Here is a 24626-nt window from a genome sequence, read left to right on the forward strand (position 1 = left end):
TACCCCTCCCCGACGCAGCGGCGGCCCGATACGGGCGCCGCTGCGTCGTTCCCAAGTCCCGGGCGCCCGGGAGAAGGACGGCCCGCATGATGCTTTCCGCCGACCGTATGGAGCGGCTGCGCGCCCAGCTCGGCACCGCGCGCCGACACATCGACACCGCCCGCAGCCGCGTGGGCCGGGTAGCCACGGCCGCGGGCGCTGCCGCCGCGACCACCGGCCTGTTCACCCCGGACCTCCTGGGCGAATCGCTGCTCGCCACCGCGGCCGCCACCGGAACGGGCCTGCTGTTCCTGCCCACCCACCGCGCTGCCAGGTACACGGAGGTCAAGGAGCACCACCAGTTCCACAATGGGTCGAGCACGATCACCCGCAGGGAGCCCAGCCACCAGGCCCGCACCACCGCCCTGCTCTACACGGCTCCGGGGGCGAGCCTGACCGGGCTCCTGCTGGCCGAGCAGCTCGTGCCCGGCATCCACTGGGGTGAAGTCCTGGCCGTGTCCCTGTGGTCGGCCGGTATCTGGTGGCTGCGCCCGGCGCGCACGGCCCGCCACATGCTCGTCCCGCCCCCGCCCACGAAGCAGACCAGCGACCTGGCGGTGACCGACCAGCCCCACAGCCACCCGGTCGCCCGGTGGTGGGCGGAGAACGCGGCCACCGAGGAGGGCGCCGCACCCGGCACCGTTCTGCAGGACATCGAGCAGACCGGCGAGCAGGCCATGCGTGCGGTCATCCACTCCATCACCCCGGGCGAGCCGGTCCCGGACATCTCCCTCAAGCGCCTGTCCGCGCTCATGGACGTGCCCGTGGAACTCATCAACATCGGCCCCGCCCCCGGCCGTGGCGCCTCCGTGCAGCTCCTCACCGTCGGCAAGGCCGACGAACAGGAGCCGGACGCCGCGACCGTATGGGCCGAGCGCATCGCGCCGCTCGCCATGCCCGAAGCCACCCTCACCGCCATCAACTTCGGCTCCATGACCAGGAAGGAAGTCGACGCATGACCACCGCTACGCCTGTTCCCGCCCTCCCGGATGACCGGATCGTAGAACTCATGCTGACGGTCCCGCTGGGCAAGGTCATCCGCTACGACCAGGCCGCTCTGGCATCCGCTCTCAACATCACCGACCCGGGCCGGATCGTCGTGGAAACCGACGGCTCCCGGCACGCGATCGTCACGATCTACCCCTCCAACCCACTCGCCACGATGCCGCCGCCCTCACCAAGCGACATGCTCATGGACCGGTACGGACGGATCGTGGTCGGCCGCTACCACAACGGCCGCCCCGCCCACCGGCGCCTGTACGACCCGCGCACCGGCTCCGCGCAGCGCGCGCTCAACTTCGGTACGACCGGCTCAGGCAAGTCCCGCACGGTCCAGTACACGCTGGCCTGCGAGAAGCGCAATCGCATCGTCACGTGGCACGGCGACCTTAAGGGTGGCCAGTCCGCCCCCGAGGCCGACGGCAACGTCGACTGGTTCGCCACCTCCCAGGAGGAGGTGATCCTGATGCTCCGCTCCGCGGTGGCCGTCGCCACCCAGGCCCGCCAGCCCCGCTACCGGGCGATGGGCCGCAACGCCTTCCTGATCGGCGACCCGGACCCGCTGCTGTCCGTGCGCATCGACGAGGCCAACCGGCTCCTGGAGAAGGGCGCCCCCTACCGAGAAGAGGCCACCTACCTCGTCAAGGAACTGGGCCGCACCGGGCGCTCCGTCGGAGTGGGGGAGGAACTGGACGCCCAGGCGAGCCACTTGGAGGAGCTGGGGGGCTCGGACACGCTGCGTGCCATGCTCAAGGAAGGCGAAGTCACCCTGCTGCGCTGGTCGTCGTCGATGATGCGCCAGCTGGTCGCGGACGGGCTGCTGCCCGCCGGAGTCCAGCTCATGCCGATCCCCAAGACCCTCAAACCCCGCACGCTGCGAAGCCAGTTCGCCCCGGACACGGAAGAGGACGAGGACTTCTGCGACACCCAGGGCACCGCGTATCTGCTGTCCGGACCCCACCCGATGTCGATGATGCGGCACTTCCGGATCGGCTCCATCACCCCCACCCCGGGCCTGGACCCGGAGATCCTCGCTCTGTACGGGCCCGGGGACCCCGAGCGCTTGGAGGAGGACTCCCTGGAGGCCGCGGGCGAGGCCTACGCCGTACGCGGCACCTCGGCCATGTGGGCGCTGTGTCAGGTCGTGAAGGACGAGCAGGCCAGGCAGACCGCCAAGGCCCAGGCGGCCAGCGGCGGACGCAGTGCGAAGCTCCTGGAGGACCGCATCCGCGTCGTCCTGGCCGCAGACGAGGAGCCCATGACCGCCGACGCCGTCACCGCGGCCGTGAACGCCGACGGCGGTAAGCCGGTGAAGGTTGGCTCGGTCCGCAACCGGCTCGGCATGCTCGCCGACGCCGAAGAAGTCGAGCGCGTCGGACATGGCCTGTACGCGCTGGTCCGCTGACCCGTCGCGGGCAGTGCATCTAGTCGCTGTCAGTGCCGCTCGTCATCCTGTCCGGCATGGACTTCGACTTCGTTTGCTGGTCGTGCGGTGCGGACTGCTCCGTCTACGGGAAACCGGTCGGCTTCTGGACCGAGCGCTACCAACTCCCGGCCGAGTGGGAGTGCTGGAACTGCGACGCCATCAACATCACACCGGACGATGACGACTGACCTGCCCACAACCGCATACGCCGAAGGCCCCGGAGAGCAAGTGTCCGGGGCCTTCGCCTTCCCCAGACGACTCCTCACGGAAGGGAGCACCCCGCCGTGCCCCAACCTCCAGACCTCACGTCGCTGAGCGAATCGGACGCCGCGGCCGAGGCCCGACGGATCATCGAAGAGGCCTACCGGCCCGAACCGGCGCCCACGGCCACCTCCTACCGCGACACTTCACCGCTCCCGCCCCACGGCAGCACACCCCCGGTCCCGCAGCCCGACCACCGGATCGTCCCGCCCTGGGCCGCGGGCACCGCCGTGGTCGCCGTTGGCGTCGGTGCCGGTTTCGTCGGCCTCGGCTGCGGCATCTGGCTCGCCTGCCAGGGCTTCGCCGCCGTGACCCTGTCCAGCGTGCTGTTCGTGACGCTGCCCATCGCCGCCGTCGCATCCGTCGTTGCCGCTGTCGGCTCCGCGATCCGGTCCGCCAAGGCCGCCAACACCGAAACCCACCACCACTACGAAGGTCCCGTCCACCAAGAGCACTACACCGTCACCACGCACACGCGCGGGTTCGCACGCACCCGCCTGCACTGAATGAACCGACCAGCCCCACACCTGCGCCACCTCAACCTGGAGGTTTCACCGTGCTGTTAGGCAAGCGCGACCACATCCGATACGAGATCAGCATCACTCCCGTCGACCCGATTCGGGCCCGGCGCCCCGCCTGGCTCTGGTTTGTGATCATCCCGCTCCTCCTGGCCGTGGCCGCCCTGATTGGGCAGCGCGACGACAGCGGCAACACCACCCCGCGGCCCGAGCGCACACAGATCACCGACACCCGTACCCACGGTCAGGAGTAGCGCCATGGCCTGCCGCGACTGCACCGGACACCACACCGTCAGCCTGAACACCTACCCGGCTGGCAACCCCCGAGCCTCCCTCGTGGCCGCCCACCGTGCCACCCAGGCACGCACGGAGGCGCCCGGCCCGGTCCACATCCACTACGACGCGATCACCGACACCTTCGCCGTCATCCGCACCGGGCCCCAGGAGCACTGACATGGACACCGACTGGATCAATCCCGAGCAGGCATACGCCGCAGCCCCGAACATCCTTCGGGAAATCGGCTGGACCGCCCGCACTGCACGGGACCCGGACCTGGACGCTACGGACCGGGAGTACTGGCTCCGCAAGGCTGCCGTACTGGACCGCATCGCCCTGACCGACGAGGCCGTCGGCATCCACGGCGACGCCGCCGAAGTGGCCGACGCGTCCGCCCAGTACCTGATGGACCTCGATCGCGTGCCCGCGACCTGCGACCCGCGCCACTACGTCCGGCGCGAGTACGCCGCGTGGGCCAAGAGCCAGTAGCTACGCCAAGGGCGGCCCCCGCATCTCGCCAAAGAACTGGGGCCGCCCTTGTCCACCCATCATCTACAGACCTGATGGAGGTCTCCAGCATGACCCAAACCATCGACCTTCGGCGAGCCCCCTTAGGGCGTAGCGACCGTGGTGGCCACGCGGGAGCTCCCGCGCCGGGTATCCCGTGGCCGGGGATGCGCTTCTACCTGACCACCCACAAACGGCACTGGCTGCGGATGACGAAGGTGCCACTGTTCTTGAAGGCCCAGCACTTCGACCGCGCGGTCAAGTGGGATGAAGCCCGGGGTCCTTACGCCATCGACAGCGGAGGCTTCACCGAACTGCAGCGCAAGGGCGCCTGGCTGCGCACCCCGCGCCAGTACGTGGACAGCCTGCGCCGGATCTGGGAGCACGTGGGCCCCTACGACTGGGCCGCCCCACAGGACTGGATGTGCGAGGACGCCATCATCAACGGCGGCTCCTTCGGCGGCCAGCACTTCGTCGGCACCCACCTGAGCGTGCGTGAACACCAGCGCCGCACCGTGCAGAACTTCCTGGAACTGCGCTCCCTGGCCCCCGACCTGCGCATCGCCCCCGTCCTCCAAGGCGACCGCGTAGAGGCCTATGAGGACTGCCTGGAGATGTACGACCGGGCCGGGGTCGACCTCCGGGCAGAGTCGATCGTGGGTCTGGGCTCGGTCTGCCGCCTGCAGTCCACCAAGCAGGGCGCCGCCATCGTCACCGCGATGGCCGCCCACGGGCTGCGCCTGCACGGCTTCGGGTTCAAGATCCTGGGCCTGGAGCGCGTCGGCCACCTGCTGGCCTCCGCTGACTCCGCCGCCTGGAGCTCCCACGCGCGCCGCCGCCCGCCACTGCCGGGCCATCCCCACAAGAACTGTGCCAACTGCCTGCCCTACGCCCTGAAGTGGCGCAAGCGGGTCATCAACGCCATCTCCACCCACCGCCAGATGCTCCTCACCGACCGGAGCGCCGCATGAACGACCACCAGCACACCGCTCAATCCCTGGCCGCCTCCGGTGTGCCAGTCCTGCCGCTGCGCGCCGGAAAGATGCCGTTCGGCAACTGCCGCCGCTGCGCGGACAACGCATGCGGCGGCCGACCGAACATGAAGAGCCCCGGGCCGTGCGCCTGCCCGGCCCCGTGCCACGCCTGGGCCGCCGCCACCACCGACCCGGATGTCATCAGCTCCGGTATCTGGCGCAGGGCGTGGCTGTGCGCGAGCGCGGTCGCCTACCACCCGGGCGGGGCCGGGCTGACGGTCGTGGACCTGGACGACGCCGACGCCATCGCGTGGGCCCGCCAAAGCCTGCCCGCCACTCAGACCGTGTCCACCACCCGGGGCGAGCACTGGCTCTACCTCGGACGGATGCAGTCCGCCAACGCCGTGCGGCCCGGCGTCGACATCAAGTCGACCATGGCCTACGCCCGGTGGCTCGGGTTCGGCACCGGCACCATCACCGTCCTGCCGGACACCGTCCGCGCGCTCGCCGTGAAGCCAGCCCTGGCCCGGCCCGTGCCCGACCCCGCTGCCGCTCCTGCTCCGCGCGGAGGCGGTGCCTGCCCGCACCGCACGCCCGCCTACCTGGCCCGCGGCCTCACGATGGCGGAGCAGGCCATCACCGAGGCCACCAGCGGTGTGCACGCCACCGTCTACCGCACCTTCCTGGCGGTGCTCTCCACCCACGGCCGGTGCGGCTGCCTCACCGACGCACACGTCGTGCGCCTGTTCACCGCCGCGCAGGCCAAGGGCGAAACGCCCCGACACTGCGCGGACGCGTGGGCCAACGCCCGCTACACGTTGGAGCTGTGAGCGTGTCCGACGACGAGAAGGACCCGGCCCGCAAGGTCATCACCGACTACGCGCAGGCCCATTTCCGGTACTTCCGCACGGTCGACGGCACCGTGTACGCCCAGCGCACCGGCCACCCCGTGGCCCGCCCCATCCGCTCCCAGGGCACCACCGGGAGCCACCGCCAAGAACTCATGGTCGGCCTCTTCCGTGACGAGGTCGGCGTCTTCACCGGAACCGCCCTCAAGGAGGCGTTGGACTTGATCGAAGCACTCGCGCTCACCGAGCAGGTACAGCCCACGCACATCCGCGTCGCCCCCGGCTTCGACGGCGCCACCTGGCTCGACCTGGGCCGCGACGACGGACAGTCCGTGCGCATCCACTCCACCGGCTGGGACATCCGCATCCCCGGCCCCGAAGAGGTCTGCTGGCGGCGCACCCAGCTCACCGGCGAACTCCCCCTCCCCACCCGGGACACGAACGGCAAGGGCCTGGATCAGCTGCTGCGGCTGTGCAACTTCGCCGACGCCCCCACCGAGTGCCTGGCCGTCGCCTGGCTCATCGGCTGCCTGGAACCGTCCGTCCCGGTCCCGGCGCCGTTCCTGACCGGCCCGCAGGGCGCGGGCAAGTCGACCGCCGGGCGGATGCTCATCCGCATCATCGAGGGGATGAGCAGCGACCTGCGGCGCCCCCCGAAGGACGAAGAGAACATGATCACGGCCGTGGCGGCCGGATGGATCACCGCTCTGGACAACCTCTCGCACCTGGCCCCGGACCTGTCGGACCTGATGTGCTGCGTCATCACGGGCGCCGAGAGCATCAAGCGCGCGCTGTTCACCGACGGCGACGTCGTCCGCTCCCGCTACCGCCGCCCGGTGCTGCTCACCGGCATCGACGTCGGCATCATCCGCCCCGACCTCGCCGAACGCCTCCTCACCCTGCGCCTGGAGCGCCCCCGGGTGCGGCGCACCGAAGCAGAGCTGTGGGCGGAGTACGCCGAAATCCTGCCCACCGTCCTCGGCTCCCTGCTCGACCTGACCGTCAAGGTCCGCGCGGCCGAAGCGGAAACCCCCACCGACCTGCGCATGGCCGACTTCGCGCACCTGTGCGCCCAGCTGGATGCGGCCATGAGCTTCGGCACCCTGGCCGCCTACCGGGCCAGCCTGGACGACCTGAACGACGACGTCATCGAAGGCGACCTGCTCGCGCAGACCGTCCTGCAGCACGCCGCCGAACTCGCCCCCGGCGAAGAGGTACGGATGACGTCGGCCGAGTGGCTGCACTGCCTCACCGCCCTCTACAGCGGCGAGGACTGCCGCCCCCTGCCCAAGGGCTGGCCCACCACCGGCAAGGTGCTCTCCGACCGGCTCCGGCGCATCCAGCCCACCCTGGCCTCCCGCGGCGTCCTGGTCGAGTGGGGCCGCACCCGCGCCGCCCGCTACATCGAGCTCAGCCGCCAGCCCCCGCCCCCGCCGCACGCACAGCAGATCGCGTTCTGACCGCGCGCAGGCGGACAAGCAAGAGGAGCACACCCCCCGCCGGGTGTGCTCCTCTTGCTGTTCGGCGGCTCCGCCGCCCTGCAAAGGTCGCGCCGCGAAGCGGCCCGCTCTTCAAGTTCTGAGGGGCGACGTAGAACCACAGAAACCACCCCGTCTTTTTCCTAAGTAGGGAAGATCTGCGTCACCGCGTCATCACGGCCCGACAGAGGGCCACTGACCTGCACAGACAACGGTGACGCAGACGGCGAATCCTGCGTCACCCCCGCGTCACCCGCGTCACCCGCGTGACGAGAGCCCGTGTCACTGATGACGCAGGGCCCATCCTGCTGCGTCACCCAAACCCGCAGGTCAGAAGCCTGATTGACGCAGGTGACGTGATGACGCAGAAATCCGCACCTAGGACAGACACGGGCCCACGGGCTCATCTCTCGAAGGCAAGAAAAGTACCGCCGAGGAGGCTCCTTGATGAGTGCCACCGCTGTACCTGTCGCCAGGCTCCTCTACACCCCGGAGGAGACAGCCGAGGCTCTCGCTATTGGCCGTTCACTGATCTACGAGGAAATCCGCCTTGGGCGGCTCCAGACGGTCCGGATCGGTCGACGCCGACTTGTTCCGCCCGAGTACGCCACGGAGTACGTCGAGCTGCTCAAACGAGAAGCGCAAGCAGCCGCATAGCAGTTAGGGCAAGACCCCAGGCAGGGCCCGCCCCGGTGGGCCCTGCCTGGCCGCATGGGAAGGCAGGAGCGGATGACCGAGGATTCCGAGGGGCGACGCAGGGCGGGCCATGGCGAAGACTCGATTTACTGGGACAAGTCCAAGGCTCGCTACGTGGGAGCTGTTTCCCTCGGGCACACACCAGCAGGCAAGCGCATCCGGCCCAAGGTGTCTGGCAAGACCAAGACTGAAGTGCGGCGCAAGCTGAGGGAGTTGAAGAAGGAGCTTGAGGCAGGTCGAAAGACGCCAGCTAACTACACGGTCTCCCAGGCCGTGAAGGACTGGTTCCGCCAGGGGCTCAAAGGGCGTGAGGTCAGCAGCATCGAGACCTATAGGAGTCTTTCCAGAACCCACATCGAGCCGGACCTGGGCTATGCCAAGTTGCGTGAGCTTGAGGCGGACGACCTGGACGAATGGCTTGAGGAGAAGGCGGACGTACTGTCCACACAGTCTCTGAAGATGGTTCATTCGGTACTGCGGCGCTCCATCAGCCACGCACAGCGCAGAGGGAAAGCCACGCGCAATGTCGCCGAGTGGGTTGAGGTCCCCGAGGGGCGACCCGGTCGGCCGAGCAAGTCCCTCTCCCTTGAGCAGGCCGAGGCGGTTCTCCAATCCATGATGGGGACGTGGATTCACGTGTACGTGGTCCTCTCCCTCCTGGTGGGAGTTCGCACTGAGGAGGCCCGTCCGCTCACCTGGACGCACGTGCACACGGCGCCGAACGATGGCACTAAGCCGCACGTGGATGTCTGGAGGTCCGTGCGCCGCGGCGGTGACACGAAGACCCGAAAGAGCCGCCGCTCACTCGCCATGCCGCGGCACGTCGTACCGGTGCTGAACGCTCACCGAGCACGGCAGCAGGCAGAGTGCAAAGCGGCTGGAGGCGAGTGGGACTCCAACGGCCTGGTGTTTCCTTCTGTGGTGGGGGAGCGGCGGACTGCGCTGGACGTCCGGCGCAACTTTCGGCGGTTGCTCAAGGAGGCGGGGTTCGAGAATCCAAGGGACTGGACCCCGCGCGAGCTACGTACCAGCTTCGTGTCCCTGCTCTCCGACCACGGGCTGCGAATCGAAGTCATCTCGCGGCTGGTTGGGCACCGGGGGAGTGCGACCACGGAACGGGTGTACCGGAAGCAACTTCGCCCGGTGATTACGGAGGGCGCGGAGGTGATGGATGAGATCTTTGAGGGAGAGCCCCCTGAGGGGGCTGGGGCGCACGAGCCGATCTAGTCCACGGTCGTGGCTCCCTGTCTGGCTCCCCAGACCTCTTTCCCTGAGCCGCAAAGGCTGGTTGACCTGCTGTGATGTGCTACCGCGGTGCTTACGGTCGCTTTAAGGGAGGGCTAACCGAGGGCTCAGACTGGGTCCTCGGACGCCCCTGTTTGACCGCTACATGAGCTACGGGCGGATCCGTGCGATCCCGAAGGGATCCGTGCCACGCCATACCACGCATACCTCCCGCGCGTCCGGCGATTGGCCTGACCGGGGCGCCAATACGCCAGGGTTCGCTACCCCCGGCACTTCGCCACCTGGGAGTTCTCCTTTTCGCGCCACCCAGACGCCAGGGTTAGCAAGATCATTCGCCACCGGCAAAAGCCGCAAATTGCCGAATGGGGTGGTCGTAGCGGCTTGATGCATGCCGTGACATGGGGTTATCTCGTCCAGGAGCGCCCGCGCAGGCCCGCGGCCGGGGCGCCGAATGCTCCTTGCGCACGTACAAGGGCCTGACTCCGGGAATGCAGCCCGGAGCCAGGCCCGTGCGCGGGGCGGGTGAGTCCGGCCGAGCATCCGTCGGCCGGGCTCGCTCATCCGCCCGACCAGCCGTCCGGCTCACACCTCATGCGTCACATGAAGCGCTCGACGCACCCCGCGATGGCGGTGACAGCCGTGAGGGACAGCGCCGCTAATTGCACCCACTCGTACCGGGGGCGCCTGCGGCACCTGCCCTTCCGCCTAGATCCGTCCATCGTGTCCGGCTCCTGTCTCTCTGCGTACCCAACCGAGTTGGGCCCCGCCCCGACCGGGCGGGCGTTCCGGGAGAGACATCGCCGGTCCTCTCGAACCTACCGGCGCGCCAGGTGCCCGCTCGACCCAGCGCCACCATTCGCCAGGGATCGCCAGGCTCAACCAGGGGGAGAGCCAGGCGAATGCGCGCCGGGGCGGATCACCCCACCCACCGGTACCGCCGCTCCGGCCGCCCCGTCCCGCCGTAGCGAAGCGTCACCTCGGCGCGGCGCGTGTCCGCGAAGAACTCCAGGTAGCGGCGGGCGCTCACGCGGGACAGGGAGCCCGCCTCCGCGCACTCCGATGCCGAGAGGCCGGACGGGTGGTTGCGCAGGGTCTGTTCCACCAGGTCCGCCGTGTGGGCCGCGAGGCCCTTCGGGAGTTCCCGGGAGCCCGGCGGGCGGGTGCCGAAGAGCTGGTCCACGTCCTCCTGGCGTGCCTCGTCGAGGCCGTCGAGGCGGGCCCGCAACGCCGCCACGTGCCGCAACTGCTCGTGCAGCGCCGTCCGGTTGAACGGTTTGATGAGGTAGTGCAGGGCGCCCGCCCGCAGCGCCGCCCGCACCACCTCCGCGTCCCGCGCCGCCGTGATGAACAGGGCGTCCACCGGCCGCCGCGCCGGATCGCGCTCCTCGGCCGCCCGCAGCTCGCGCAGCACCGCGATGCCGTCCATGTCGGGCAGATACACGTCGAGGAGCACGAGGTCGGGGCGGAGCCGCCGGGCCGCGTCGATCGCCTCGGCGCCGCTGTGGGCGGCCCCGACCACGGTGAAGCCCTCCACCGCGGCGACGTACCGACTGTGCAGCTTGGCGACCATGAAGTCGTCGTCCACGACCAGCACCCTTGTCATCGCCGCAGGCTATGGGCGCGACCACAACGACCACAACGTCCGTTGGTTCCGGAAGAGAGACAGGTTGTTAACGCCCGGGCAACATGTGGGCCACCTCACACCCATCCCCACTCCGACGTAACCGACAGGTGGTGGCACACGTGCGCCTGCGCACCCCCCTCGCCCTGTTCGGGGCCGCCCTCCTCGTGCTCGTGGCGCCGCCGCTGCTCACCACGGGCAGCGGCGCCGACACCGGCACACAGATCCCCGGCCTGCGCTTCATGGTCCCCAACACGCCCGGCGGCGGCTACGACATCACCGCACGCACCGCGGCGAAGAACGCCGAGGACGCCGAACTCACCCACAACATCGAGGTGTTCAACCTGCCGGGCGCGGGCGGCACCGTCGGCCTGACCCGGCTCGTCGGCGAGCACGGCAACGGCAAGCTCGCCATGTCCATGGGCCTCGGCGTCGTCGGCGCGGCCCGCTCCAACGACTCGCCCAAGACGCTCGCCGACACCACACCCATCGCCCGGCTCACCGAGGAGCAGGACGTCGTCGTGGTCGCCAAGAACTCCCCGTACAAGACCATCGGGCAGCTCGTCGACGCCTGGAAGAAGAACCCGGGCAAGGTGCCCGTCGGCGGCGGCTCGTCCCCCGGCGGACCCGACCACCTCGCCCCGATGCTGATGGCGCGCGCCGCGGGCATCGACCCGAAGAAGGTCAACTACGTCCCCTTCGACGGCGGCGGCGAACTGCTCGCCTCCATCCTCGGCAGCAAGGTCTCCTTCGGCGTCTCCGGCGTCGGCGAGTACCTCGACCAGATCAAGTCGGGGGAGCTGCGGCTGCTCGCCGTCACCGGGCCCGAGCGGGTGAAGGGCCTGGACGGACCCACCCTCAAGGAGTCCGGCTACGACGTGGACTTCACCAACTGGCGCGGCATCGTCGCCCCGCCGGGCCTCAGCGACGCCGAGCGCAAGAAGCTCACCGGGCTGATCAGGAAGCTCCACGACTCGCCCGAGTGGCGCAAGTCCCTGCAGACGAACGGCTGGGACGACGCCTTCCTGACCGGAGAGAAGTTCGGCGACTTCCTGGACGCCCAGGACAAGCGCGTCGTGTCGGTACTGAAGGAGCTGGGACTGTGACCACCACCGACGTCCCCCACGAGCCGCCGCCGAGCCGCTCCTGGCTGCGCGAACACTCCGAACTCGGCGTCTGCGTACTGCTCCTCGCCCTCGGCGCCCTCGTCCTCACCGACGCCCTCACCATGGACGTCGAGATCGCCCAGCGCGGCCCCATCGGACCGAAGACCGTGCCGATCGCCGTCGGTATCGGGCTGCTCGTCGTCGCCCTGCTGCTCGCCGTCGACGTGCTGCGCGGCGGCCGCGGCGAGGCCGAGGGCGGCGAGGACATCGACCTGGCCGAACCCGCCGACTGGCGCACCGTCCTGCTCCTGGCGGGCGTCTTCCTCGCCACCGCCGTCCTCATCGAACCGGTCGGCTTCCCGATCGCCGGAGCCCTGCTCTTCTGGGGCGCCGCCTACGCACTCGGCAGCCGTCACCTCGACCGCGACCCGCTCATCGCCGCCGGGCTCTCCGTCGTCACGTACGAAGTCTTCAACAACCTGCTCGGCGTGCCCCTGCCGGGCGGCCCCCTGATGGGAGTGCTGTGACATGAACGCCTTCACCTCCCTCATGGACGGCTTCGGCACCGCCCTCACCCCGATCAACCTCCTCTGGGCGGCCGTCGGCGTCCTGCTCGGCACCGCGATCGGCGTGCTGCCCGGCATCGGCCCCGCGATGGCGGTGGCCCTGCTGCTCCCGGTGACGTACGGACTCGAACCGACCGGCGCGTTCATCATGTTCGCCGGCATCTACTACGGCGCGATGTTCGGCGGTTCGACGACCTCGATCCTGCTCAACACACCCGGCGAGAGCGCCGCCGTCGTCGCGGCCATGGAAGGCCACCCGATGGCCAAGGCCGGGCGGGGCGCCCAGGCCCTCGCGGCCGCCGCCATCGGCCACTTCGCGGGCGGCATGATCGGCACGCTGCTCCTGGTGGCGCTCGCGCCGACCGTCGCCGACCTCGCCGTCGACATCGGCGCGCCCGACTACTTCGCCATCATGGTGCTCGCGTTCATCGCGGTCACCTCCGTGCTCGGCTCGTCCCGCATCCGCGGCCTCGCCTCGCTCCTGATCGGCCTGACCATCGGCCTGGTCGGCCTGGACCAGATGACGGGCCAGCAGCGGCTCACCTTCGGCTCGCTCCAACTCGCCGACGGCATCGACGTGGTCATCGTCGCGGTGGGGCTCTTCGCCATCGGCGAGGCCCTGTGGGTCGCCGCCCACCTGCGCCGCAGCAGCGGGCAGGCGATCCCCGTGGGCCGCCCCTGGCTGCAGAGGAAGGACGTGCGGCGCACCTGGAAGTCCTGGCTGCGCGGCCCCCTCATCGGCTTCCCGTTCGGCGCCATCCCCGCTGGCGGCGCGGAGATCCCCACCTTCCTCTCCTACGTGACCGAGAAGCGCCTCTCCAAGCACAAGGACGAATGGGGCAAGGGCGCCATCGAGGGCGTCGCGGGACCGGAGTCGGCCGCCTCCGCGTCGGCGGCAGGCACGCTGGTCTCCATGCTCACGCTCGGCCTGCCCACGACCGCCGTCGCCGCCGTGATGCTCGCCGCCTTCCAGCAGTACGGCATCCAGCCGGGGCCGCTCCTCTTCGAACGCGAACCGGACCTCGTCTGGGGCCTCATCGCCTCGCTGTTCGTCGGCATGGTGCTCCTGCTGGCACTCAACCTGCCCCTCGCCCCGGTCTGGGCGAAGCTCCTGCGCATCCCGCGGCCCTACCTCTACGCGGGCATCCTCTTCTTCGCGGCCGTCGGCGCCTACGCGGTCGGCGGCGAACCGATCGACCTCGTCATCCTCCTGGTCATCGGCCTGATCGGCTTCGGCATGCGGCGCTACGGACTGCCGGTCCTGCCCGCGGTCATCGGCGTCATCCTCGGCCCGAACGCCGAGCAACAGCTGCGCCGCGCCCTGCAGATCAGCGACGGCGACGCCAGCGGCCTCCTCACGCCGTTCTCCACGACGGTCTATGGCCTCATCGTCCTGATCGTGGCCTGGCCCTTGTTGAAGAAGGCGGTGGTGCGGGCGCGACGCCGTGACGTAGACGTAGAGGCATGACCACCATCGAGGGTTCCACGGACATCCGCCTCGCCACAGCCGCCGACGTGCCCGCCGTGCGGGCGGTCACGGACGCGGCCTACCACCGCTACATCGAACGCATCGGGCGCGTCCCCAGCCCGATGGAGGCCGATCACGCGGCCGATGTGGCGGCGGGTTTCGTGTACGTCACCGGGGACCCCGTGGTGGGTCTCCTGGTGCTCGTCCCGCGTCCCTACGAAGGCAGGCTCCTCCTGGAGTCGATCGCGGTCCACCCCGATGCCGCGGGGCAGGGGGTGGGCCGCCGACTGCTCTCCTTCGTGGACGCCCATGCGCGTGAGCTCGGCCTCCCCGAGATCCGGCTCTACACCAACGCCCTGATGTGGGAGAACCAGAAGATCTACCCGCGGTACGGGTACGAGGTCGTCGAGCGGCGCGTGGACGGGCCGTACGACCGGATCCACTACCGCAAGCGGCTCCAGGAGAGCTGATCGCGTCTCATCCGCGGCTCCTCAGCCGTCCGGCCACCACGTCCGCTGGATGTCCTTGCGGACCTCGGGCCTCTCCTGCGGCCTGACCTCCGCCTCCTGACGCTCCCGCACCCGACGGCTGACGGTCTTGGCGGCGGGTTTGTGTGTGGTCACTCGGCGCATGGCGGCCTCCCTGCCTTCTGCTTCCTGCCTTACCGATGTCCATTCAAGGCCTGTCGTAGACCTCTCGGCGCCCGCTTTCTGATCGAGGGCCGAATGTCAGTGGCAGCTGCGACCATCGGGACATGACGAGCAACGAGGCGATCGACTGGGCCGACCGGCTGCGGGACTGGCTGCCGGACGCCCCCGGTGACGTCCTCGGCCTCGGCACCGGCAGCCTCGCCCCGCTCGCCGCCGACCGCGGCCACCGCGTCACCGAGGTGCCGGTCGGCGACGCGGACCGGCCACCGGTCCAGGGGCGGCGGTTCGACGTGGTCCTTGCCCACGACGTCCTGTGGACGCTGCCGGACCCCGAGGCCGCCCTGCGGCGCTGGTGCGGCCTGCTGCGGCCCGGCGGAAGGCTGGTTCTCGTCGAAGGCGAGCGGGGGACCGTGAGCCCCGCGGGCCTCCCCGTGTCCCGAACGGTGTCGGCCCTGACGCCCCTGGTCGCCCGCCTGCACTCCGAGCGGCTGCCGGGGGACGCGCGGTATCTGCTGGTGGGCGTGGTGCCGGACGCCCCGGCCCGGCACACCGAGGTCGTCGACGTCCATCTGATCCTGCGCCGCGGCGACGAGGTCCTGCTGGCCCGCCGTTCCGGTACGGGGTACGGGGATGGTCTCCTGCACCTCCCGTCCGGCCATGTGGAGGACGGCGAGGACGTCCGCGCGGCCATGATCCGGGAAGCGCGCGAGGAGATCGGGCTCGACCTCGCCCCCGCCGACCTGCGCGTGGAGGCGGTCGTTCAGCACCGCGGCCCCGGCGAGGCGCCGCGCACCGGCTGGTTCTTCTCGGCGGAGCACGGCGCGGGCGGCGAGCCGGTCAACGCGGAGCCGGACAAGTGCGCCGAGCTCGTCTGGCACCCCCTGTCCGCTCTGCCGCACGACATGGTGGCGTACTGCAGAGCGGGCCTGGCCGCCTGGCGCGCGGGCGAGCGGTTCATCGTGCACTGGCAGTCGGACGAGGAGGCGGTGGCCTATGAGGGCGACCGCACCACGGCGCCGGAATCCCTCGCCCCGGTGCGGGCGGGCGGGGTGCACCACGTGGAGCTGTGGGTGCCCGATCTGGCGGCGGCCGCGGTCTCGTGGGGGTGGCTCCTCGGCGAGCTCGGCCATGTGCCGTTCCAGCGCTGGGGCCACGGCCGGAGCTGGCGCCGCGACGAGGCGTACGTGGTGCTCGAACAGTCGCCGGACCTGCGGCCCGGCGGCCACGACCGGCACCGCCCCGGCCTGAACCACCTGGCGTTCCACGTGGCGGGCCGGGCCGTGCTCGACCGGCTCGTGGCCGCCGCGCCCGACCACGGATGGGCCCTGCTCTTCGCGGACCGGCACCCCCACGCAGGCGGCGAGGGGCGGTACGCGGCCTATCTGGAAGACGCCTGGGGTTATGAAGTGGAGCTGGTCGCCGAGTAGTCCAGGTCGAACCCGGCGCCCCGGGCCAGCGCTTCGAGGTCGTCCAGGGCGCGGACCGCCGCGGCGGCCGCGGCCGGGTCCTCGGCGGCGAGCCCGCTCTCCGCGAACTCGTCCTCGTCCAGGCGCAGTACGGTCCCGCGGTCTGCCGAGACCCACAGATCCAGGTCCAGGTCCTCCACCGTGAGGACGGCGCCGTCGCGGACGGCCGGGCGGGTCACGTCGCAGTACCAGCCCTTGCGGGCCCCGTCCCCCGCGTACACCTCCTTGATCGCGTACCAGCGGTCGCGCCAGTAGTGCTCGACGAAGACGTCGCCCGGCTCGAAGCGCACGAAGCCGAAGTCACGGACCCCGGGAGCCGCCCAGGGCGCCCGGACGGCGAGGTGGTTCCCGTCGTCGTGCAGCAGCCGTGCGGGATAACGGATCTTGGTCCGGCCCGCCTTCACCAGAGCGACCTCCAGCGACTCCGGCGCGTCGGCCGAGGGCGCGTCAGCCGAGGGTGCGGACATGGCGGACCTCCGTGCCACAGATCTCGTAACCGAACCACTTGTTGATCGCCAGCATCGGCTCGTTCCCGGCGTCGTTGCCCGTGAACGCCTCCGTGCAGCCCGCCGCGCGGGCCCGGTGCAGGGAGTCGTTCTTGGCGAGCTTGGCCAGGCCGCGGCCGCGGTGGGCGCGCGCCGTGCCGGTCATGTTGGACGAGTAGCGTCCCGCGCCGTCCGCGCGGGCCAGGCTGAACGCCGCGGGGCGGCCCGCCACCAGCACCACCGTGGTGAGCTCCTGGCTGACCAGCGGATGGCGCCAGGTCTCGGCGAGCCAGTGCTCGTAGTCCGAGAACTCGGCGGCCACGTCGCTCGGTTCGTCCGCCACCGTCTCCGCGTCGAGGGCGAACAACGCGCGCGCGTCGTCCGCGAACACCGACCCATTGACCAGCTCGACCAGCTCGACCCCGGCGGGCGGCTCGCTGCGGGGCGGCAGCGTGCCGTGCGCCAGGTCCAGGCGGAGGAAGTGCGCGCTGCGCCGCGACCGGTAGCCGTGGCGGGCGGCGAAGGCGAGGTTCGCGGGCTCGTCGAGGACCCATGAGTAGACGGTCCGCACGCCCGCGTCCGCGAGGTACTCCTCCGCCGTGCGCAGGAGCAGCGTCCCCGCGCCCCTGCCGAGCCGCTCGGGATGGACGTAGATGTTGGCGAAGCCCTGGCCCGGCTCGGGGCTGTCGTAGGCGATGCCCACCTGCGCAGTGCCGATGACCTCGCCGTCGGTCTCCGCGATCAACTGCCGGTAGCCGGAGTCCGGATGGGCGTGCGCGCGGTCGAAGGCGACCGAGGCGGAGGTGGCGAGCATGGCGGGCACGCAGGCCCGGCGTACGGCGGCGAAACCCGCGTCGTCCGCGGCGGCTGTCGGCCCCTCGCGGTCGAGGGCTCGGACGATCACTGTCATGGAGCCGCACGGTACGCGTGGGGCGCGCTGGGGCGCTCCTCATTTTCCGCGGCCACGGCGCGCAGCGGTGCCGCAAGCGGCGGGGTGTGCGGGACAATCACCCCGTGACTTTGAAGATCGACATCGACGCGGGCGCGGGCGACGCGCCGTACGAGCAGGTGCGGGCCCGGATCGCCGAGCAGGCGAGGTCCGGGGCGCTGCCCGCCGGTTACAAGCTGCCCACCGTGCGGGGGCTCGCCGAATCCCTCGGGCTCGCCGCCAACACGGTGGCCAAGGCCTACCGGGCGCTGGAGTCCGACGGGGTCATCGAGACCCGGGGACGGAACGGGACGTTCGTCGCGGCGGCGGGGGACGCGGCGGCGAAGGCCGCGTCGGCCGAGGCGCAGTCCTACGCCGAGCGGGCCCGCAGACTGGGCCTCTCGGAGGAGGCCGCGCTCGCCGCGGTACGGGACGCCCTGCGCGCGGCCTACGGAACCTCCGGCTAGCCCACCCGGCCGGGGTCACGACGCAGGCTCTTACAGATACAGCCCCGAGTCCGCTCCCTCCCGCTGGTCGGGCACCGACGTCGGGGACGTGCCCCGGCGCAGGGCGAAGAGCTCCGCGAGGGTGGCGCCCTCGCGGGAAACCCCCTCCTCCGTGCCGAGCCACTCCACCGCCTCGGGGCGGGTCAGCGGGCCCACCTCGATGCGGGCCAGACAGCGGCCGGGGCGGACCACCGCCGGGTGCAGGCGCTCCAGGTCCTCGTTGGTCGTGACCCCCACCAGGACGTTTCTGCCCTGGCCGAGCAGGCCGTCCGTGAGGTTGAGCAGCCGCGACAGGGCCTGGCCCGCCGTGTGCTTGGCCTCGCCGCGGATCAGCTCGTCGCAGTCCTCCAGGAGCAGCAGCCGCCAGCGGCCCTTCGCCGTCCCGTCGTCCTCGCCGATCGCGATGTCCATCAGATAGCCGACGTCGCTGAACAGCCGCTCGGGATCCAGCACGCAGTCCACCTGGCACCAGTCCCGCCACGAGCGCGCCAGGGTCCGCAGCGCCGACGTCTTGCCCGTGCCCGGCGGGCCGTGGAGCAGCAGCAGGCGGCCCGAGATGTCCTCGGGAACCGTCTTCATCAGCGTGTCCATGGCGTCGGCGACCGGCGCCGTGTAGTTGGGCCGCACCTCCTCCCACGTACCGGCCGAGATCTGCCGGGTGGTGCGGTGCGGGCCGCGGCGCGGGGAGACGTACCAGAAGCCCATGGTCACGTTCTCCGGCTGCGGCTCGGGCTCGTCCTGCGCGCCGTCCGTGGCCTGTTTCAGGACCTTCTCGGCGAGTTCGGCGGTGGTCGCCGTCACCGTGACGTCCGCGCCGCGGTTCCAGCGGGAGACGAGCAGCGTCCAGCCGTCGCCCTCGGCGAGCGTGGCGCTGCGGTCGTCGTCGCGGGCCGCGCGCAGCACCGCGGCGCCCGGCGGCAGCAGGGTGGAACCCGATTTGACGCGGTCGATGTTCGCGCTGTGCGAGAAGGGCTGCTCGCCCGTCGCGAAACGGCCGAGGAAGAGGGCGTCCACGACATCCGAAGGGGAGTCGCTGTCGTCGACGTTGAGCCGGATCGGCAGGGCGTCCTGTGGGTTCGCAGACATGCCGACATGATCCGGCACGCGCACGCCGTTGTGCATCCGCTTTCCGCGGTGTGTTCCATGCGCCCGATTCGGAGACCGTTGTCACCGAGCTGTCGTCCGGAACCTGTCCTACCGCCGACTTGTCCCGATATTGTTGCCGCTGATGGGACGTCATGAGTGGAACACGGACGCACGGCGGTGGCGTCTGACCGCCCTGCTCGGTGTCGGTCTGGTCGCACTGACCCTGGTGATCACACTGGTCAACACGCTGCCCGGCGACACGGGCAGCACCGCGGGCACCACTCCTGACGGGGACAAGGTGCACGGCACCCCGGCCGTCCCGCCCGGCGACGCCAGACCGCAGGTGGGCTGGGGCTTCACCCACACCCAGTACAGCGCGGACGAGGGCGAGGACAAGGCCGTCGAGCGTGTCCGCACCGAGCTCGCGGACCAGGGCAGGCCCGTCCCGCAGATCCAGCACATCATGGGCTGGGGCGCGGGCAACCCCGAGCCGGTGAAGGGGCGTTACGACTTCTCCGCGATGGACCGCCGGATGGACTTCGTCCGGGAGAGCGACGGCATTCCCGTCGTCACGCTGTGCTGCGCGCCCGACTGGATGAAGGGCGGCGAACCCGGCGCGGACAAGACGGACTGGAGCAAGCGGTCCCTGGAGACCGCCCCGGACCGCGCGCACTACAAGGACTTCGCGGAGCTCGCCGCGACCGTCGCCAAGCGCTATCCCGACGTCCGTCACTTCGTCGTCTGGAACGAGTTCAAGGGCTTCTGGAACAACGAGAAGGGCCGCTGGGACTACGAGGGGTACACCGAGCTCTACAACCTCGTCTACAAGGCGCTCAAGAAGGTCGACAAGGACATCATGGTCGGCGGCCCCTACCTGGTCATGAACAGCGTCGACCCGCGCCAGACCGAGGGTGTCTCAGCAGCGCCGAAGGGCCCCTGGGGGCGCATGGACCAGCGGATCATCGACGCCTTCGATCACTGGAACAAGTACAAGGCGGGCGCCGACTTCGTCGTCGTCGACGGCTCCAGCTACACCGTGGACGACGAGCTGCTCCCCGACGAGTTCCGGGCCACCGAGAAGTTCACGGACGTCGGCAAGTGGGTGCGGGAGCGGACCGGCGACCTGCCGCTGTGGTGGGCCGAGTACTACGTGGAACCGGGCGACGACCAGGACAACAGGGACGACTGGTCCGAGGCGCACCGCGTCGCCGTCCAGGCGTCCGGCCTGATGGCGATGGTCCGCGGCGGTGCCACGAGCGGCTTCTACTGGAACCCGCAGAAGCGCGGGACGAAGTGTGCGGGCTGCCTCTGGTCCGCCACCCAACTCCGCGACGGCGGGGCCGAGCTGCCGATGATGAAGCTCATCGGACGGTTCGGCAAGGAGTTCGGCCCCGGCACGAAGTACGCGAAGGTGTCCGTCGCCGCCGACGACCGGCCGAACGTCCGGGTCCTCGCCGACGACCGGGCCGTCCTCGTGGTGAACACCCTCGACCGGCGGATCAGCGCGAAGATCGACGGCCGACGGTTCGACATGGCGGGGTACGAGGTGAAGTGGCTCAAGCGCTGAGCCGCCCCGCCTCGTCCCACCTCACCTCACCTCGCCCGCTCACGCCATCGTCAGGAACCACTCGCCCGCTCACGCCATCGTCAGGAACCGCTGGATCAGCGAGGCGAGCAGCACCGCGAGCAGCGGCAGCGAGAACCAGAAGCTGCCCTGCAGCCACCGCTGCTGCCGCACGCTCGGCGCCGCGGCGACCCGCACCATCTCGCGCGCCCCGAGCAGCAGGATGAGCGCCACCGCCGCGAGCCCGCCCACGACCGACCACGGCGTCCACGTCACCTTCGGTCCGACGGGCCCCGGATCGGGCTTCGCGGCCCTGCCGTCCGGCTGCCTGGTCAGGGCGTAGATGGTCGCGTCGGCGTTGGTGAAGACCTTCTTGAGGTCCCTGCGGTCGTCCAGGTTGCGGATGATGCGCGGCTCCCACGACGCGGCGTATCCGGCATCCATCTGCAGATAGGTCGTCTGGCTGCGGTTGATCATCAGATACGAGTTGGGGCCCGCGTCCTTGAGGGACTTCACCAGGCCCGACACCAGGACCGGGTCGGCGGGCGCGAGCGTGGGAACGTACTCCAGCTTCTCCATGTCACGGGCGCCCCACGGAATCGACGGGGTGACGTTGTCGACCGTGTCGTTGCTCATCCAGAGCAGCCGCGCCGTCGGGTCGTCGTGCTCGTACAGGTAGTCCATCGCCGCGACCTCGCCGGGGCGGATCCGCTCGAAGGGCTCGTTGCCCCAGCGGGCCACCAGGAAGCCGCCCATCAGGACCAGACCGGCCATCAGCGCGGCCAGCGGCGCGAGGCTCACCCGGTCGCGGTCGCGCTCGTCCCGCGTGATGCCCGCCCGTGGGAACAGCGCCAGACCGGCGAGCAGGGCCGCGCCCGGCAGCGCGAACATGAAGACGCGCAGGGCCATCTCGCCGCCGTACGACTGCATGCCGAAGCCCAGGAACGGCACGAAGGTGAGGACGAGCAGCGAGCGTTCGCTGTACTTGTAGAAGCGCCGTCGCCACCAGCCCCAGCAGGCGAACGCCAGCACGCTGCCCGCCATCGCCACGCGCGCGTACAGCACGAGCCGGTGGGTCGAGCTGCCGCCCTCGATGCGCCCGGAGACCGAAGAGGACACGTTCCCGCCGACGCCGCCGACCCCGCCGAACAGCTCGTCGAAGTGCCCCGACCAGTACGGTTCGGCGAGGAAGCCGAGCCATACGACGACGAGCACGCCGAACAGGATCGGCAGGCCGCGCAGTTCGGAGCGGCCGACCAGGACGAGCACGGTGAGTACGCCGAGCATCACGAACGGCGTGAGCTGGTGGGCGGGGACCGTCGCGGCGAAGAGGCCGATCAGGACCAGGAGCAGCACGGCCCGCTCCTTGCGGCCGGCCGGCTCGACCTCCACCTCCCCGGGACGCCGCTTGGCCCACAGCATGCGCGGCGCCCGGAACCACACCATCAGCACGGCGACGAAGGCGATGTAGAGCAGGAACGTGAAGCCCTGCGGGGAGAAGTAGTCCTGCCCCACCCAGCCGCTCAGGACGAAGATCCACAGGCCCGCCCACTTGGCGCGCCAGGCCGCCCGCATGGAGCGCACGAGCAGGAACATCGGCGCCAGATAGAGCAGTTGGATGGCCGTCGGCCACCAGCGGATCACCTCGGTCATGTCCGAGACGCCGCACGCCTTCGCGACGAAGGTGGCCGCGGCGAAGAAGCCGGGCCAGCTCCAGCGCGCGTCCAGATCGGGCACCGCGGTGCCGGTCCGGTCGATGTACTCCATGAAGCCCAGGTGCTGCCAGGCCGTGGCGAACCGCGGCTCGGTCTCGATGACGGCGGGCAGCGCGTGCAGGGACACCACGGTCGCGAGCAGGGTGAGCAGGAGGAGGCTCTTGATCGGCCGGTCCATCCAGAGCAGCGTGGCGAACACGACGACCAGGAGGGCGGCGCCGACGAGCGTCGGTGTGGGCAGTACGGAGATGAGCCCGAGCCCGCCCATCTCGTCCAGGTCCTTCTCGCCGAGGCCGAGGACGGGCAGCCAGTACAGGGCGAGTGCGGCGGCGAGGAGCAGGGCCATGACGAGGACGTGGCGGCGGGGGGCGGGCCCTGCCGGGTCCCGTTGCTCCTCCGGCTCCTCCGGCTCCTCCGGCTCCTCCTGCTCCTCCTGCTCCTCCGGCTCTTCCTGCTTCTCCGGTTCCTCCTGCTCCACGGGTTCCAGCAGTTCCGTGGGTGTCGGAGCGGGTGTCGGCGCGTACGTCGGCTTGGGGGGAGCGGACTCCTCCACCGGTCCGGCCGGGGCTCTAAGCGCCCAGGTCGGCCGGTCGTCCATGTCGTCCCCCTCGCTCCGCGCCGCGGGCGTCCCCGAGGCGGGCGTGCCAGGACCCGGCCGCACGTCGGGCCTGCGCTCCTGGTGCTCGAAGTCGAGCTGCACGGCGAGATGGAGGGTGTCCGAGTCGAGCGACTCGCGCAGCGCCCAGGCAGGCCCGTGGCGCTCCTTGTGCGCCTTGCCCCCGGCTCCGCCCCCGTCCGTCGCCCCGGCGGCCGCCGCCCCCGCCCGCACCTGCTCCGCGCGGGTGTCCGCCGTCCCCAGGTCGGCCAGGTCCCCGTCCGGCGCCGTTTCCTCGGGCCTCTCCGAGGGCGCCGCCCGCACCACGCGGTACAGCTTCGGCGCCGCGATGGCCACGATCACGGCGAGGCTGGAGATCTCCGCGATGCCCGCGCCGGTCAGCCCCATCCGCGGCAGCAGGAGCAGCGTGAGACCGAGCACCAGGACGCACAACAGGCCCTGCAGCCAGGCGATCCCCGAGGTCTTGCTCTGCGCGCGCTGCACCGCGAAGTACGTCTCCATGACGACCCGCAGCAGCGCCCCCACCGCGAACCAGCGCAGCAGGGGAGTGGCCGCGTCCGCGTACCCCTGACCGAACATGCGCAGGATCATCGGCGCGGCCAGGAAGAGGATCCCGCACACCGGCAGCATGATCGTCGCCATCCGGCGCAGCGCCGAGCGGGTGTTGGCGGCGAGCAGCGCCGGATCGTGCGCGCCCTCCACGGTCAGCGAGGCGCCCATGTTGATGGCGAGCAGATTGACCGTGCCGCCGATGGTGGTGGTGATGTAGAAGTACGCGTTGTCGACCGAGCTGACCTGCGAGGCGACGATGACCGGGACGAGATAGACCACGGCGAGCGAGAAGAGCGAGCCGGTGTAGTCCCCGGCAAGGAAGCGGCCGATCTCGCGCAGGGTGGGCGGATGCGCCTTTCCTGCGGTGGCCTTCACATGCCGTGGCACCAGGCGCCGGAAGACCAGCCAGCCGAGCGGGATCACCGACACGAGGATCGAGGCGACCCAGGACACGAAGACGCCCGCGGTGGGGATCGCCGCGGCCATCGCGATGAGCAGGCCCAGCTTGGCGACCGAGAAGACGGTGTTGCCGACGGGCACCCAGAGCGCGTTGCGCAGCCCGGTCAGGACGCCGTCCTGCAGGGTCAGGACCGACCAGGCCACGACGGCGAGGACGAAGCCGATGCCGTGGACGGGCCCGTGCAGGAAGCGGTACGAGGGTCCCCAGAGGTCGAGCGTGAGCAGGAAGAGGAGGGCGGCGAACGCCACGGCCACCGAACTGCCCGCGTACGTGCGGAAGATGAACGTGCCCGTGGCGCGGCCCGCGATGGGGATGAACCGCGCGAGGGCGCCGGTCAGCGTCACGGCGGTGAGCCCCGCGAGGAGCTTCATCGCCGCGATCGCCGCCGACCCCTGGCCGACCGCCGACTCCGAGTAGTACCGGGCGGCCGCCAGCCAGAAGCCCACGCCGAGCACGCCGGAGATGCCGGTGTTGAGCATCAGTGCGTACGCGTTGCGGAACAGAGGGCTGTTGCCGCCGCCCCGGCCCGGCAGGCGCATTCCGCGCGGCCTGCCGGACTTGCCGGGCTT

The 24626-nt window shown here is 70.8% G+C and carries 25 protein-coding genes; 19 read left to right on the forward strand and 6 right to left on the reverse strand.

Annotation, left to right across the window (positions count from 1 at the left end; translation table 11 throughout):
* The first annotated feature begins 86 nt into the window (after window positions 1–86).
* The 12 genes from ABZV77_RS19105 to ABZV77_RS19160 all read left to right on the forward strand — a co-directional run bounded on the left by ABZV77_RS19105 (window position 87) and on the right by ABZV77_RS19160 (window position 9250).
* Window positions 87–998 carry a hypothetical protein gene (locus ABZV77_RS19105; RefSeq protein WP_356257902.1) on the forward strand — a complete coding sequence of 304 codons (912 nt, stop codon included), beginning with the start codon at window positions 87–89 and terminating at the stop codon, window positions 996–998.
* On the forward strand, window positions 995–2443 hold the full coding sequence (locus ABZV77_RS19110; RefSeq protein ID WP_356257905.1) for a transfer protein: 1449 nt from the start codon (window positions 995–997) through the stop codon (window positions 2441–2443). Before ABZV77_RS19105 ends, ABZV77_RS19110 begins: the two co-directional genes overlap by 4 nt.
* Before the next feature lie 56 nt (window positions 2444–2499).
* Window positions 2500–2652, forward strand: a complete 153-nt coding sequence (locus ABZV77_RS19115) for a hypothetical protein (protein ID WP_356257907.1) — start codon at window positions 2500–2502, stop codon at window positions 2650–2652.
* Between the two features lie 96 nt (window positions 2653–2748).
* A complete protein-coding gene (locus ABZV77_RS19120; protein ID WP_356257910.1) occupies window positions 2749–3231 on the forward strand; it encodes a hypothetical protein in 483 nt (160 codons plus the stop codon).
* 50 nt (window positions 3232–3281) lie between these two features.
* A complete protein-coding gene (locus tag ABZV77_RS19125; RefSeq protein ID WP_356257912.1) occupies window positions 3282–3497 on the forward strand; it encodes a hypothetical protein in 216 nt (71 codons plus the stop codon).
* Between the two features lie 4 nt (window positions 3498–3501).
* A complete protein-coding gene (locus ABZV77_RS19130; protein ID WP_356257914.1) occupies window positions 3502–3696 on the forward strand; it encodes a hypothetical protein in 195 nt (64 codons plus the stop codon).
* Window position 3697: 1 nt separating this feature from the next.
* Complete coding sequence (locus ABZV77_RS19135) at window positions 3698–4009, forward strand: hypothetical protein (RefSeq protein ID WP_356257916.1); 312 nt, start codon at window positions 3698–3700, stop codon at window positions 4007–4009.
* Between the two features lie 185 nt (window positions 4010–4194).
* On the forward strand, window positions 4195–4998 hold the full coding sequence (locus ABZV77_RS19140) for a hypothetical protein (RefSeq protein ID WP_356257919.1): 804 nt from the start codon (window positions 4195–4197) through the stop codon (window positions 4996–4998).
* On the forward strand, window positions 4995–5831 hold the full coding sequence (locus ABZV77_RS19145) for a bifunctional DNA primase/polymerase (RefSeq protein WP_356257921.1): 837 nt from the start codon (window positions 4995–4997) through the stop codon (window positions 5829–5831). Before ABZV77_RS19140 ends, ABZV77_RS19145 begins: the two co-directional genes overlap by 4 nt.
* A gap of 2 nt (window positions 5832–5833) precedes the next feature.
* Window positions 5834–7309, forward strand: a complete 1476-nt coding sequence (locus tag ABZV77_RS19150; RefSeq protein WP_356258976.1) for an ATP-binding protein — start codon at window positions 5834–5836, stop codon at window positions 7307–7309.
* Between the two features lie 465 nt (window positions 7310–7774).
* Window positions 7775–7984, forward strand: coding sequence for an excisionase family DNA-binding protein (locus ABZV77_RS19155; RefSeq protein ID WP_356257923.1), 210 nt, complete (start codon window positions 7775–7777; stop codon window positions 7982–7984).
* Between the two features lie 72 nt (window positions 7985–8056).
* Complete coding sequence (locus ABZV77_RS19160) at window positions 8057–9250, forward strand: site-specific integrase (protein WP_356257924.1); 1194 nt, start codon at window positions 8057–8059, stop codon at window positions 9248–9250.
* 934 nt (window positions 9251–10184) lie between these two features.
* Here the strand turns inward: ABZV77_RS19160 and ABZV77_RS19165 are convergent.
* On the reverse strand, window positions 10185–10871 hold the full coding sequence (locus ABZV77_RS19165; RefSeq protein WP_356257927.1) for a response regulator: 687 nt from the start codon (window positions 10869–10871) through the stop codon (window positions 10185–10187).
* Window positions 10872–11011: 140 nt separating this feature from the next.
* Between ABZV77_RS19165 and ABZV77_RS19170 the strand changes: the two genes are divergently transcribed.
* The 4 genes from ABZV77_RS19170 to ABZV77_RS19185 are packed head-to-tail and all read left to right on the forward strand — an operon-like array spanning window position 11012 to window position 14499.
* A complete protein-coding gene (locus ABZV77_RS19170) occupies window positions 11012–11995 on the forward strand; it encodes a tripartite tricarboxylate transporter substrate binding protein (RefSeq protein ID WP_356257930.1) in 984 nt (327 codons plus the stop codon).
* A complete protein-coding gene (locus ABZV77_RS19175; RefSeq protein WP_356257933.1) occupies window positions 11992–12522 on the forward strand; it encodes a tripartite tricarboxylate transporter TctB family protein in 531 nt (176 codons plus the stop codon). Before ABZV77_RS19170 ends, ABZV77_RS19175 begins: the two co-directional genes overlap by 4 nt.
* 1 nt (window position 12523) lies before the next feature.
* Window positions 12524–14029 carry a tripartite tricarboxylate transporter permease gene (locus ABZV77_RS19180; protein WP_356257937.1) on the forward strand — a complete coding sequence of 502 codons (1506 nt, stop codon included), beginning with the start codon at window positions 12524–12526 and terminating at the stop codon, window positions 14027–14029.
* Window positions 14026–14499: a GNAT family N-acetyltransferase gene (locus ABZV77_RS19185; RefSeq protein WP_356257940.1), complete on the forward strand. Its 474-nt coding sequence runs from the start codon at window positions 14026–14028 to the stop codon at window positions 14497–14499. The genes ABZV77_RS19180 and ABZV77_RS19185 overlap by 4 nt, the downstream gene beginning before the upstream one ends.
* 21 nt (window positions 14500–14520) lie before the next feature.
* Here ABZV77_RS19185 and ABZV77_RS19190 read toward each other — a convergent pair whose 3' ends face one another.
* Window positions 14521–14661: a hypothetical protein gene (locus ABZV77_RS19190; protein ID WP_356257942.1), complete on the reverse strand. Its 141-nt coding sequence runs from the start codon at window positions 14659–14661 to the stop codon at window positions 14521–14523.
* 122 nt (window positions 14662–14783) lie between these two features.
* On the opposite strand from ABZV77_RS19190, the gene ABZV77_RS19195 reads away from it, so the two are divergent.
* The gene (locus ABZV77_RS19195) at window positions 14784–16106 is read left to right on the forward strand and encodes an NUDIX domain-containing protein (protein ID WP_356257944.1); all 1323 of its coding nucleotides are present in this window, start codon (window positions 14784–14786) and stop codon (window positions 16104–16106) included.
* Here the strand turns inward: ABZV77_RS19195 and ABZV77_RS19200 are convergent.
* Complete coding sequence (locus ABZV77_RS19200) at window positions 16079–16612, reverse strand: DUF402 domain-containing protein (protein WP_356257947.1); 534 nt, start codon at window positions 16610–16612, stop codon at window positions 16079–16081. The genes ABZV77_RS19195 and ABZV77_RS19200 overlap by 28 nt on opposite strands.
* Complete coding sequence (locus ABZV77_RS19205; RefSeq protein WP_356257950.1) at window positions 16593–17540, reverse strand: GNAT family N-acetyltransferase; 948 nt, start codon at window positions 17538–17540, stop codon at window positions 16593–16595. Before ABZV77_RS19205 ends, ABZV77_RS19200 begins: the two co-directional genes overlap by 20 nt.
* A 104-nt stretch (window positions 17541–17644) precedes the next feature.
* Between ABZV77_RS19205 and ABZV77_RS19210 the strand changes: the two genes are divergently transcribed.
* The gene (locus tag ABZV77_RS19210) at window positions 17645–18025 is read left to right on the forward strand and encodes a GntR family transcriptional regulator (protein ID WP_356257953.1); all 381 of its coding nucleotides are present in this window, start codon (window positions 17645–17647) and stop codon (window positions 18023–18025) included.
* A 30-nt stretch (window positions 18026–18055) separates the two neighbouring features.
* Here the strand turns inward: ABZV77_RS19210 and ABZV77_RS19215 are convergent, their stop codons facing one another.
* Window positions 18056–19150 (reverse strand): DUF5925 domain-containing protein, encoded by a 1095-nt coding sequence (locus ABZV77_RS19215; RefSeq protein WP_356257956.1) that lies wholly within the window; start codon window positions 19148–19150, stop codon window positions 18056–18058.
* Window positions 19151–19292: 142 nt separating this feature from the next.
* Here ABZV77_RS19215 and ABZV77_RS19220 point away from each other — a divergent pair, with 142 nt between their 5' ends.
* The gene (locus ABZV77_RS19220; RefSeq protein WP_356257959.1) at window positions 19293–20717 is read left to right on the forward strand and encodes a xylan 1,4-beta-xylosidase; all 1425 of its coding nucleotides are present in this window, start codon (window positions 19293–19295) and stop codon (window positions 20715–20717) included.
* A 69-nt stretch (window positions 20718–20786) separates the two neighbouring features.
* Here ABZV77_RS19220 and ABZV77_RS19225 read toward each other — a convergent pair whose 3' ends face one another.
* Window positions 20787–24596, reverse strand: a complete 3810-nt coding sequence (locus tag ABZV77_RS19225) for a lipopolysaccharide biosynthesis protein (RefSeq protein ID WP_356258978.1) — start codon at window positions 24594–24596, stop codon at window positions 20787–20789.
* Between the last annotated feature and the right edge of the window lie 30 nt (window positions 24597–24626).

This window comes from Streptomyces sp. NPDC004732, assembly GCF_040609235.1.
Classification (GTDB): domain Bacteria; phylum Actinomycetota; class Actinomycetes; order Streptomycetales; family Streptomycetaceae; genus Streptomyces.